Here is a 12371-nt window from a genome sequence, read left to right on the forward strand (position 1 = left end):
TGCAACGAGCGAGCGAACGAGCGGGCGAGCGGGCGAGCGGACGAGCGGACGAGCGGACGCGCGAGCGACCGACGCTCAGGCCTGGACCTGGTCGAGGATCCGCGTGTAGTCGGACTGTGCTGCCCGCATCGCGGCGCTGACCCCGGACCCGAACACCGCCTCGCGGAACATGGCGAAGTACGGCGACGAGGGCTGGTTGACGAGCAGGTTGTACGCGAGCGTCCGCGGCGCGTACCCCTTGTCGATCGCGTCGAGCGGGCCGAACGCGAGTGGGTACTTCTTGCGGTACGCGGGCGTCGCGGCGTCGGACCGCGTCGGGAAGTACCCGCCGTCCGGCAGCGCCTGCTGCTGCTGCAGCCCGTTCGCGTACTGCATGAACGCCCAGCCCCCCGACGGGTTCGCGGCCCCGTTCGGGATGCACATGTTGTCGCCACCGTCGAAGAACGACCGCTTGCCGTCCCACGACGGGATGAGCACCGTCTGCATCTTCGCCCGCAACGCCTTCGTGGCCGCGGGCACGGTCGCACCGTACGAGGTCGGGAAGATGCCGACCTTGCCGGCGCGGAAGTCGGCACCCCACGTGGTCCCGGCGTCCGCGAAGGTCGCCTTCGACAGCGTGCCGTCCTTCCACAGCTGTCGGTAGAACTCGAGCATGCGCTCGAGTGCCTCGTTGCCGGTGATGTTCGCCGTCTGCTCGCCGACCTCGCCGGACATCATGTCGACGCCCGTGGCCCAGACGTGCGGCTGCGTGACGAACCCGATGATCCCCGCCGAGTTGCCGGCGATCGACCACCCGTACACGTCGTCGCCGGTCTTCCGGATCGCCGTCGCGGCGTCGAGCAGCGAGTCGAGGTCCTTCGTCGAGTCCTCGACGTCGAGGCCGGCGCGCTCGAACAGCTCGGTGTTGACGAACAGCTGCGAGTTGTCCGCCAGGTACGGCAGCCCGTAGTACCGGTCGCGGTACTCGAGCAGCCGCAGGTGGCCGGGCGAGATGGCGTCGAAGTAGTCGAGCCCCTTCACGACGTCGGTGAGGTCGGCGAAGGCCTCGCGGAAGATGAACAGCTGCGAGTTGATGTCGTCGATGTCCACGACGTCCGGCGGCTCGCCACCCCGGATCGCGGTCGCGAGCTTCGTGACGTACTGCCCGTCCGGCACCGGCGTCAGCTCGACCTGGAGCTTCGGGTTCGCCTTGTTGAACCCGGCGACCGCCGCCGTCAGGCCGGCCTGCGTCGCGGACCGGCACCAGACGTGCACGGTGCCGGTCGCGTTCCGACCGAAGCTCGCGACCTGCGCGTCGACCTTCGGCAGGGTGCCGGAGCACCCCGCGAGGGCGAGGGCCGCCCCGCCGACGAGACCGCCGACGAGGAACGCTCTGCGGTCCATCGGGTCACCGCGCCAGCGGGAGCCACACGCGCATCGGCGCGGCTCCGCGGTTCGCCCAGGCGTAGTACGGGACCGCGGTCGCGGTGACGTCCTGGAGGCGCGTGGCGGCCGCCGTGGACCCGGCCGCGTCGTCGACGCTGGTCGCGTCCACGGCGTGATCCGTGCCTCCCGGCCCGTCCAGTCGGCGGTACGGCCACGCTGCCTGCACGTGCTGGCCCGGGGCATGCCCGGCGACGCGCAGCGTGACGACGCCGTCGAGGAGGTCCTCGTGGCGTTCCTCGGTGATCGGCGCGTCCGCGTCGACCGTCAGGTCGTCGACCGTGAACCCCTGCTGGTCCGCCTGCTCGACCGCGTACACGAGCGGGCCGCGCTCGATGGCGACCTGCCCGCGTGCGGCGTCGATCCTGGCGTCGGCGACGTACCGGTGCGGGGTCGTGTCGAAGACGAGCTCGACGGTGTCGCCGGCCGTCCACTCGCGGTCGATGACGTGCAGCGTCCCCGCGGCGGGGCTGTCGGTGCCGTCGGGACCCTGCACGGTCGTGGTGTCCGACCAGGCGGGGATGCGCAGGCCGAGGGCGAGCGGGCCGTCCTCGGTGACCGTCAGGCGGACGCGGCCGTCGTGCGGGTACCCGGTCTCGACGTCGACGCGGCCGAGCGAGGCCGTGGCGTACTGGTGCAGCTGCAGGCCGCCGTCGGTCTGGGTCGCGAGGTAGCCGTCGAGGCTCGCGAACGTCCGCATGATGTTCGGCGGGCAGCAGGCGCAGTCGAACCAGCCGCGACGCCCGTGCGCGGGGGAGCGGTTCTCGTCCTGGTGCGCGTGGTCCCGCTGCTGCAGCGGGTTGACGTAGAAGTACTCGGTGCCGGCGAGGCTCACACCCGCGAGGAACGCGTTGTACAGCAGGCGCTCGATCGCGTCGGCGTAGACGGGCTTGCCGGTCGCGAGGAGCAGGCGCCAGGCCCACTGGATCCCGCCGATCGCCGCGCAGGTCTCGGCGTACCCGCGGTCGGTGGGGAGCTCGTACGGGTCGCCGAACGCCTCCCAGTCCCAGCGCGCGCCGAGGCCGCCCGTGATGAACGCCTTCGTGGCCATCATGTCCGCGAACTGCGTCTCGCTCGCGGTCAGCAGCTCGGTGTCGCCGGTCTCTATCGCGACGTCCACGGCCCCCGCGGCGAGGTAGACCGCGCGGACGGCGTGGCCCTCGACGGTCGTGGCCTGTCGGCTCGGCACCCGGTCGGAGAAGTACGTCGGCTCGCCGCCGGCGCGCTCGATGATCCCGGTCCCGCGGGCGTCGACGAACCAGTGCGCGAGGTCGAGGTAGTCGCGGTTCCCGGTCTCGCGGTAGAGCTCGACGAGACCCATCTCGACGACCGGGTGCCCGTCGATGTCCTGCTCGTGGTCGTCGCCCGGGCCGAACGTGCGGACGAGGTGATCGGCGCTCTTGATCGCGACGTCGAGCAGCCCGGTGTCGCCCGTCGCCCGGTGCTGTGCCACGGCCGCCTGGTACAGGTGCCCCGCGCAGTACAGCTCGTGGCTCCACTTGAGGTCCGTGTAGCGCTCGCCCTTCCCGCGGATCTGCTGGACGGAGTCGAGGTAGCCGTCGTCGGCCTGCGCCTGTGCGTACAGCGCGGTGACCTCGCGCTGGAGTTCCAGCAGGTCGTCGGCGGGAGCACGGCCGTACTCCCACGCCACGGCCTCGAGCCACTTCGTGACGTCCGAGTCCATGAAGATCGGGCCCGTCGCGTCGCCCTCCTCGAGGCCGGCGGCGATGCGGAGGTTCCGGAAGTTGCCGGCCGCCTCGAGCAGGGCGTACCCGCCACGGATCGCGTCGCGGCCGTTCCGTTCCTGCCGCAGGGCCCAGAAGCCGCCGGTGATGCGGGCGTCGCCCGTCGGCAGCGGACGGAGCGTCAGGTGCGCGGCGGCGGTCGGGAGGACCGGGGTCGCGGTGTGCGCGCGGCTGTCGGTCGCGAGCGTGGTGGTCATGTCGCCTCCTTGCGATGTGACTGCGGTCCGTGTCCGATCGCGTGGTGCATGCGGAAAACGGTTTCTGCGGAGGACGTTACGACACGACCTGGAGGCGCGCAAGGGCTTTGTCCCGCATCTTGCGTATAGTCATGATCAGTTTCCTGCGTCCGTACCCATTTTCGGAAAGGGGTTTGCCGTGACTCTCGAGCGCGCTGGGAAGACCGTCCGGATCACGGACGTCGCGGCGCTCGCCGGCGTGTCGATCGGTACCGCGTCGAAGGCCCTGAACGGCACCGGACAGCTGCGGGACGCGACGCGCGAACGGGTGAAGGACGCCGCCGAGAAGCTCGGGTTCGTCGGCGATGCTCGTGCCCGCGCGCTGTCCTCGGGACGCACGTACACGGTCGGGATGATCACGACGGACTCGTTCGGCCGGTTCTCGATCCCGGTCCTGCTCGGCGCCGAGGACGCCCTCTCCGCCGGGCAGATGGCCGTGCTGCTGTGCGACACCCGCGACGACCACGTCCGCGAGGCCCACTACCTCCGCTCGCTCGCCGCCCGCGGCGTGGACGGCATCATCGTGACCGGACGCTCCGCCGACGCCCGGCCGCCGATCGACGTGCCGATCCCGGTCGTGTACGCGTTCACGCCCTCGACCGACCCGGACGACGTGTCGGTCACCCTCGACGATGCCGCCGGCTCGGCACGGGTCGCCGAGCACGTGCTGTCGACCGGACGGCGCCGGGTGGCGATCGTCACGGGGCCGGAGCGCCACCGCTCGGCGGTGCGTCGGGTGTGCGGTGCCGCCGAGGTGCTCGGTGCGCACCTCGTCGCGGAGCCGATGTACGGCGAGTGGTCGGAGCGGTGGGGGCGGCAGGCGGTGGATCTGTTGGCCCGAGGGGCGGGGCTCGGATCGACCGGGACCGGGACCGGGGCCGGGACCGGGGCCGGGATCGGGACCGGGGTCGGGGTGGGGTCTGCCCCGGATGGGCCCGGCGTCGACGCGATCGTCTGCGGCAGTGACCAGATCGCACGCGGCGTCTGCGATCGGCTGCGCGAGCTCGGGCTGGCCGTGCCGGACGACGTCGCCGTCACCGGGTTCGACGACTGGGACGTGATGGCGCTCGCGAGCCGGCCGCCGCTGACCACGGTGGACCTGCGGCTCGAGGAGCTCGGGCGGGTGGCCGGTCGCGCGCTCCTCGACCTCATCGAGGGTGGCGCGCCGGTCTCGGCGACGGTGACCCCGTCCCTCGTCGTCCGCGAGAGCACCGTCGGGGCGTAGGGGACGCGGCGCTGCCCGGCCGGTCCGCCCCGGGCTCCCGTCCCTGGCCTGGCGCGCCGGGCGTCGGTCCCGGTGTCGCTTCGAGCGGGCGAAGTACGTCCTCCTCGACGGGTCCACCCGGCGTTGTCTGCCCGCTCGGCGTCGCACGTGCGGCGCGTCCTGCCCGCTCGCGGCGGCGCAGCGCGGCTCCGGGATCGGATGCGGCCGTGCGACGCGCTGCCTCGGAGTGCTGTGCTTCGACGTGCCCGACGGGCTCCAGGGGGCGGAACACGCCGTCGGTCGGAAGCCGAACGGGCGGAACACGCCGGTCGAGGTCAGCGAGTGTGACGTATTTCGCCCGCTCGCCCGAGGGGTCGGTGCCGCTCGGCGGTTGCAGGCGTGAGCGCTCACGTACTAACGTGTGAGCGCTCACTCAACGATGAGAGCAGGAGAGAACATGGACGCCGACGAGCGCCGACGACAGGTCGTGGACGGCCGGACGACCCTGGGGATCGAACTCGGCTCCACCCGCATCAAGGCCGTGCTCGTCGACGAGTCGCTCGTGCCGATCGCCTCCGGCGCGCACGAGTGGGAGAACGCGTACGTCGACGGCCGCTGGACGTACTCCCTCGACGCCGTCGAGACCGGACTCCGCGCCGCCTACGCCGACCTCGTGGCCGACGTCGAACGGCAGTACGGCGTGACGCCGACGACCTTCCGCGCCGCCGGTGTCAGCGCGATGATGCACGGCTACCTGGCCTTCGACGCCGACGGGCAGCTGCTGGTGCCGTTCCGGACCTGGCGCAACACGTCGACCGGTCCCGCTGCCGAGCGCCTCAGTGCGGCCCTCGGGTTCAACATCCCGCAGCGCTGGTCGATCGCGCACCTGGCCCAGGCGGTCCTCGACGACGAGCCGCACGTCGCCGAGCTCGCGGGCATCACGACCCTCGCCGGGTACGTGCACCGCCGCCTCACGGGTCGCGACGTGCTGGGCGTCGGCGACGCCTCCGGCGTGTTCCCGATCGACAGCACGCCGGCCGACAGCGGCCCTGGCGACCCGGGCACGCGCGACTGGGACGACACGATGCTGCGGACGGCCGAGGACCTGATCGGGCTCGATGACCTGCGTGCCCTGCTGCCCGAGGTGCTCGTCGCGGGGGACGACGCCGGGACCCTCACCCCCGAGGGCGCCGCGTGGCTCGACCCGACCGGCACCCTGCAGCCCGGCGTCCCGCTCTGTCCGCCCGAGGGCGACGCGGGGACCGGCATGGTCGCGACGAACGCCGTCGCGCCCCGCACCGGCAACGTCAGCGTGGGCACGAGCATCTTCGCCATGGTGGTGCTCGAGCACGCGCTCAGGACCCCGCACGAGGAACTCGACGTGGTCACCACGCCGTCCGGGGACGCCGTGGCGATGGTGCACTGCAACAACGGCGCGAGCGAGATCGCGAGCTGGGCGCGGGTGTTCGGCCGGTTCGCCGAGGCCGCGAGCGAGCGCACCGGCAGCGCGGCGATCGACATCGACACCGTGTACGCGACGCTGCTGGCCGAGGCCGAGCACGCGGACCCCGACGCCGGCGGCCTGCTGTCGTTCAACTACCTCGCCGGCGAGCCCGTCACGCACGTCGAGGACGGCCGACCCCTGCTGCTCCGCACGCCCGGCGCCCGCTTCACCCTCGGCAACCTCGTCCGCTCCGAGGTGCACGGCGCGTTCGCCACCCTCGCGATCGGCATGGAGGTGCTGCACGGCGAGGACGTCCAGGTCGACCGGATGACCGCCCACGGCGGGCTGTTCCGCACCCCTGGCGCGCCGCAGCGCCTGCTCGCGGCGGCGCTCCGCGTGCCCGTCGCGCTCGAGGAGACCGCGGGCGAGGGCGGTGCGTGGGGGATCGCGGTCCTCGCCGCCTACCTCGAGCACACCGACCGGCACCTCGCGGACTTCCTCGCCGAGACGGTCTTCGGCGGTGACGCCGTGCACGTGGCGGACCCCGAGCCGGCGGACGTGGACGGGTTCCGGACGTACCTCGAGCGCTACCGCCGAGCCCTCCCCGTCCAGCGAGCGGCCGCAGCCGCGACCGGCCAGGACGGCCCCGGGACCGACGCGACCACCCCCGAACCCGAGCCGACGACGGCAGGCGACCCGCGCCTCCAGGCCGAGAAGGAGCCGACACGATGACGGACCCGACCACCGACGAGACCAGGGCGGCCGTCGCCGCCGCGCGGGAGCGCGTCGCGCGCCTGCACGGCGAACTCGTCCGGTACGGACTCGTCATCTGGACCGGCGGCAACGTCTCCGAGCGGGTGCCGGGGACGGACCTGTTCGTCATCAAGCCGAGCGGGGTGTCGAGCGACGAGCTCCGCCCGGAGAACCAGGTCGTCTGCACGCTGGACGGCGTCCCGGCAGACGGCTGGGGCAACGCGCACGGCCCGTCCTCCGACACCGCGGCGCACGCCTACGTGTACCGGAACATGCCCGAGGTCGGCGGGGTCGTGCACACGCACTCGACCTACGCGACGGCGTGGGCGGCACGCGCCGAGGAGATCCCGTGCGTGATCACCGCGATGGCGGACGAGTTCGGCGGACCGATCCCGGTCGGTCCGTTCGCGATCATCGGTGACGACTCGATCGGCCACGGCATCGTCGACACCCTGAGCGGCCACCGTTCGCGGGCGGTCCTCATGCAGAACCACGGCGTGTTCACCATCGGCAAGGACGCCGAGGACGCGGTGAAGGCCGCGGTGATGTGCGAGGACGTCGCACGCACCGTCCACATCGCGCGGCAGGGCGGCGAGACCGTGCCGATCGCCCAGGAGGACATCGATCGACTCTTCGATCGCTACCAGAACGTCTACGGACAGAACCCCGAAGGAGCCATGCGATGACGCAGGTGAACCCCCAGGCCACCCTCGACAGCTACGAGGTCTGGTTCCTCACCGGGTCCCAGGGCCTGTACGGCGAGGAGACGCTGCGCCAGGTCGAGGAGCAGAGCCGTGCCGTGCACGAGCAGCTCGCGCCGCACGTGCCCGTGAAGCTCGTGTGGAAGCCGGTGCTGAAGGACGCCGACGGCATCCGTCGTGCCCTCATCGAGGCCAGCGCCGACGACCGGGTCATCGGCGTGACGACGTGGATGCACACCTTCAGCCCCGCGAAGATGTGGATCGGTGGCCTGCAGGCGCTGACGAAGCCGCTGCTGCACCTGCACACGCAGGCGAACGTGACGCTGCCGTGGGCGGACATCGACTTCGACTTCATGAACCTCAACCAGGCCGCGCACGGCGACCGCGAGTTCGGCTACGCCCTCGCTCGTCTCGGCGTCCGGCACGCCACCGCGGTCGGGCACGTGTCCGACGAGCGGGTGCAGCGGCGCGTCGCGGACTGGACCCGTGCGGCCGCGGCCGCCGCCTCGGTCCGCGAGCTCAAGCTGACGCGCTTCGGCGACAACATGCGCTACGTCGCCGTCACCGAGGGTGACAAGACCGAGGCCGAGATCGAGCTCGGCGTGCAGGTGAACACCTGGGCGGTGAACGAGCTGGCCGCGGCGGTGGCCGAGGCCGAAGCGGACACGGCGGCGGTCGACGCGCTCGTGGCGGAGTACGACGCGCAGTACGACCTCGTCGACGAGCTGCGTGACGGCGGGTCGCGCCGTGCTTCGCTCCGCGACGGTGCCGCGATCGAGCTCGGCCTCCGCACGCTGCTGGAGCGGAACGGCTCCGCCGCGTTCACCACCAACTTCGAGGACCTCGGCACGCTCAAGCAGCTGCCCGGCCTCGCCGTCCAGCGGCTGATGGCCGACGGCTACGGCTTCGGTGCCGAGGGCGACTGGAAGACGGCGGTGCTGGTCCGGGCGATGAACGTCGCCGGCGCCGGTCTGCCGGGTGGTGCGAGCCTGATGGAGGACTACACCTACGACCTCACGCCGGGCGCCGAGAAGATCCTCGGCGCGCACATGCTCGAGGTCTCGCCGACCCTGACCACCACGAAGCCGACGCTCGAGATCCACCCGCTCGGCATCGGCGGCAAGGACGACCCGGTGCGCCTGGTCTTCACCGCCGACTCCGGCGAGGCCGTCGTGGTCGCGCTGTCCGACACCCGCGACGGCTTCCGCCTCACCGCGAACGTCGTCGACGTCGTGTCCCCGACCGAGGCCCTGCCGAAGCTGCCCGTCGGCCGTGCCGTCTGGGAGCCGCGACCGTCGTTCCCCGTCGCCGCCGAGGCCTGGCTCACCGCCGGCGCCGCACACCACACCGTCATGACGACGGCCGTCGGGCTGCAGGTCGTCGAGGACTTCGCGACCATGGTCGGCACCGAGTTCCTGGTGATCGACGAGCACACCACCGCGCGCGGCTTCCGCGACGAGCTGCGTCTCCAGCAGACGTGGCACCGTCTCGACCGCGGGTTCTAGGGCGACGGACCGTACGATGAGCGACGTGATCGCAGCGCAGCGCACGCGGACGAACTGGGCCGGCAACGTGACGTACCGTGCCTCCGGGCTGGCACGTCCGACATCCGTCGCGGCAGTCCAGGAGCTGGTGTCCCGGACCCCGCGCCTGACGGCGCTCGGCTCGCGCCACTCGTTCAACACGATCGCCGACACCGACGCGCTCCAGGTCTCGTTGGCGGACCTGCCGCCGGTGCTCGACATCGACACGGACCGTCAGGTGGTGCGCGTCGCCGCCGGCATGATCCACAGCCAGGTGGCGGCGGGCCTGGAGGCGCGGGGCTGGGCACTCGCGAACCTCGCCTCCCTGCCGCACATCTCCACCGCCGGCGCGGTCGCGACCGGCACGCACGGGTCCGGCGTCCGCAACCCCTCGCTCGCGCAGGCGGTGGTCGGCCTCGAGATCGTCCGCGCCTCCGGGGACCGGGTGTTCGTCGACGCGTCGACACCGGACGGTTCCCTCGACGCCCACCGGGTGGCGCTCGGCGCGCTCGGCGTCGTCACGGCGGTCGAGCTCGCGATCGAGCCCACCTTCCAGATCGCCACGACCGTGCACCTCGACCTGCCGTGGGAAGCCGTCGCCGCGCACTTCGACGCGGTCGTGTCGGACGCGTACTCGGTGTCGCTCTTCACGTCCTTCGACGACCGCGGCGCACGGCAGGTCTGGGTCAAGCACCGCACGGACGAACCGGCGCCGGTGGTGGACCTCGTCGCGCTCGGTGCCCGCCCGGCCGACGGGCCCGTGCACCCGGGGGAGAACGATCCCGCCGGCGTCACCGAGCAGGGTGGTGTGCCCGGACCGTGGTCCGAGCGGCTGCCGCACTTCCGGTCCTCCTTCACGCCGTCGACCGGGGCGGAGATCCAGGCGGAGTACCTGCTGCCGGCCGGTTCGGCGGTCGAGGCGCTCCGGGCCCTCCGCGCCCTGGAGCCGGTCTTCGCGCCGATCCTCATCGCCGCCGAGGTCCGTACGATCGCTGCGGACACCGCCTGGCTCGCACCGTCGTCGGAGCGGCAGTCGGTCGGCATCCACTTCACGTTCCGTCGGGACGCGGACGCGGTGGCGGCCGCGGTGGAGCGGATCGAGGACGTCCTCGCGCCGTTCGACGCCCGGCCGCACTGGGGCAAGGTGTCGGGGGCGAGTGCCGAGCGGTTGCACGAGGCGTACCCGCGGCTGTCCGACTTCGCCGCGCTCGCCCGCGACCTCGACCCCACGGGGCGGTTCCGGAACGCGTTCCTCGCGCGCATCCTGAGCTGACCGGGCGGCCCCGACCGGGTGCCGACGATGGGGCTCACAGCCGCTTCGGATGACTTCTCCGGCCGATCCACCGCGGCGTTCCTGAGCGCTCACATGTGCGATCACAAAGGTTGGGGCATGGCGAACCTCAACCGCATCATCGGCATGGCCGGCAAGGTCATCGACAAGCAGCTCCAGAAGCGCGGGCAGGCGGGACCCGCGGCCGGCGCCGGGCAGCAGCAGGGCGGGAGCGACTGGCGCGACATCGTCCGGAACGCGGCGGACCGGCTGACCGGCGACGACCGGAGCCGACAGTCGCAGCAGCACGGACAGCAGTACGGCCAGGGCCAGGCGCCGCAGGGCCGGGCGCAGTACGGCCAGCCGCAGGACGGTCGGTCGCCGCAGGGCCACGTGCCGTCCGGGCAGCCGGCCCAGCCGCAGCGCGGGCAGGTCGACCCGGACCAGGTCGCGATCGCCAAGTACGACTACCTGCTCCGGACCGCGCCGCCGGAGCAGCTCGAACAGGTCCACCACGACGCCTTCGCCCGCCTCACGCCCGGGCAGCGTCAGCAGATCCGCGACCGGCTGAACTCCGAACTGCCCCCGCACGAACACCTCCGCGACGACTCGGCGGGCGGGATGGCGCGTGCGATGACCCGGGGCGAGGTCGCCCGGCCCGGCCTCGTCCGGCGGGTGCTCGGCGGTGCCGGTTCGGCCGGACGTGGCCGCGGCGGCGCGTTCGCCGGTGGGGCCGCGGTCGGTGCCGGTGCGATGGCGCTCGGCGGCCTGGGCGCGGCGGTCGCCGGCGGTGCGGTGCTGAGCGCCGCCGCGGGTCCGGTGCTGGCCGAGGCCGCGAACCTCGGGGTCGACTTCGAGGGCATCGCGTCCGGGTTCGGCGACCTCGGGCTCGCGGACCTCGGCGGTGGTGTCGAGGGGATCGCGGGCGAGGGCGAGCAGCTCCTCGGCGGCCTCGGGGAGCAGGTCTCCGGCCTCGGCGAGCAGGCGTCGAACCTCGGCAACGACTTCCTCGGGGGACTGTTCGACCGGTGACCGTGGGCGACCCGCCCGTGCGTGGCGGGCGGGACCCGTCAGCTGCCGCAGCGGCCGCCCGTCACGACCGGGTCAGGGCGTCCCCGACGGTGCTCCGGTAGTACAGGACGGCCCGGCCGTACCGTGACCGGTTCAACAGCCCGCCCCGCTCCATCACCCGCAGGTGCTGGTTGACCGCCGAGGTCGACACCCCGAACCGCAGCGCGAGGTCCGTCGACGACGCCGGCTCGCCGAGCGCTTCGAGCAGCGCGGCGCGGGTCGCTCCCAGCAGGTCCCGGACGGAGCCTGCGTCCGGGTGGCCGGAGGTCGACCACATCGCCCCCTGTCCGCGCGCCGGGTACATCACGGTCGGCGGCAGGTCGTCGTCGATCGGCACCGAGGCGCGCACCACGAACATCGACGGCACCAGCGTTAGGCCCTCGCCGCCGATCGGTCGGTCGCGCGCGACCGGGCTCGTCAGCTGCACGTCGAGGTCCGTGCCGTCGTACCGCACCGCTTCCGACAGCCCGCCGAGCACCGTGCCGATGCCCGCGTGCGCCGCGGTGCGCGCCCGGTGGCTGATGTCCGCCTGCAGCACGGCACGCATCCGGGCCCAGTGCGGCGCGAAGCAGAGCTCCCACGCCGTCGCGAGCGCCTGCTGCAGCCGCTCGACGACGGCCTCGTGCCGACCGGTGAAGACCGGTGGCACGGTGCCGTGCACCCGCTCGAGGTCGGCGACGATCCGCGCGCGGGGGAGTCTCCCGAGCGCCCGGAGCTCCTCGTCGAACGACGTCAGCGGTGAGGCCGGCCGGGGATTGACGAAGTCGGCCACCCACCGGCGCTCGTCCACGAGACCGAGCAGGACCTCGTCGTCGAGCAGCGGACGGACGGCGGCGATCCGGTCGAGCCACGGCTGCTGCAGCGGGTAGCGATCCGGTGCCCGGAACGCGCGGAGCCCGAGGCCGAGTTCGGAGAGGGGCGAGATGCCGAACCGGATCGCCGAGACGTCACTCGGTTCGAGGCGGTACCGGATCATGAAGCCCCACGCTACATCCGTTGTCC

General features: G+C 72.8%; 9 protein-coding genes. 6 read left to right on the top strand and 3 right to left on the bottom strand.

The annotated features are described in order from the left end of the window. Positions 1 to 75 precede the first annotated feature (75 nt). Positions 76 to 1383, bottom strand: coding sequence for an ABC transporter substrate-binding protein (locus tag ACQXVK_RS10520; RefSeq protein WP_430853529.1), 1308 nt, complete (start codon positions 1381 to 1383; stop codon positions 76 to 78). Positions 1384 to 1387: 4 nt separating this feature from the next. Beyond that, positions 1388 to 3364, bottom strand: a complete 1977-nt coding sequence (locus ACQXVK_RS10525) for a glycoside hydrolase family 127 protein (protein ID WP_430853530.1) — start codon at positions 3362 to 3364, stop codon at positions 1388 to 1390. A 178-nt stretch (positions 3365 to 3542) separates the two neighbouring features. Here ACQXVK_RS10525 and ACQXVK_RS10530 point away from each other — a divergent pair, with 178 nt between their 5' ends. The 6 genes from ACQXVK_RS10530 to ACQXVK_RS10555 all read left to right on the top strand — a co-directional run bounded on the left by ACQXVK_RS10530 (position 3543) and on the right by ACQXVK_RS10555 (position 11330). After that, complete coding sequence (locus ACQXVK_RS10530) at positions 3543 to 4628, top strand: LacI family DNA-binding transcriptional regulator (protein ID WP_430853531.1); 1086 nt, start codon at positions 3543 to 3545, stop codon at positions 4626 to 4628. A gap of 436 nt (positions 4629 to 5064) precedes the next feature. Beyond that, positions 5065 to 6783 (top strand): xylulokinase, encoded by a 1719-nt coding sequence (locus ACQXVK_RS10535; protein ID WP_430853532.1) that lies wholly within the window; start codon positions 5065 to 5067, stop codon positions 6781 to 6783. Next, positions 6780 to 7490, top strand: coding sequence for an L-ribulose-5-phosphate 4-epimerase (locus ACQXVK_RS10540; RefSeq protein ID WP_430853533.1), 711 nt, complete (start codon positions 6780 to 6782; stop codon positions 7488 to 7490). The genes ACQXVK_RS10535 and ACQXVK_RS10540 overlap by 4 nt, the downstream gene beginning before the upstream one ends. Next, entirely contained in the window at positions 7487 to 9010 is a 1524-nt protein-coding gene (araA, locus tag ACQXVK_RS10545; RefSeq protein ID WP_430853534.1) for an L-arabinose isomerase, read from the top strand. Before ACQXVK_RS10540 ends, araA begins: the two co-directional genes overlap by 4 nt. Before the next feature lie 16 nt (positions 9011 to 9026). Beyond that, positions 9027 to 10301: a D-arabinono-1,4-lactone oxidase gene (locus ACQXVK_RS10550; protein ID WP_430853535.1), complete on the top strand. Its 1275-nt coding sequence runs from the start codon at positions 9027 to 9029 to the stop codon at positions 10299 to 10301. A 117-nt stretch (positions 10302 to 10418) separates the two neighbouring features. Next, positions 10419 to 11330, top strand: a complete 912-nt coding sequence (locus ACQXVK_RS10555) for a cation-transporting ATPase (protein ID WP_430853536.1) — start codon at positions 10419 to 10421, stop codon at positions 11328 to 11330. 61 nt (positions 11331 to 11391) lie between these two features. Here ACQXVK_RS10555 and ACQXVK_RS10560 read toward each other — a convergent pair whose 3' ends face one another. Further along, positions 11392 to 12345, bottom strand: a complete 954-nt coding sequence (locus ACQXVK_RS10560; RefSeq protein WP_430853537.1) for a DUF5937 family protein — start codon at positions 12343 to 12345, stop codon at positions 11392 to 11394. Positions 12346 to 12371: the final 26 nt, after the last annotated feature.

Source organism: Curtobacterium sp. AB451, from assembly GCF_050585845.1.
Classification (GTDB): domain Bacteria; phylum Actinomycetota; class Actinomycetes; order Actinomycetales; family Microbacteriaceae; genus Curtobacterium.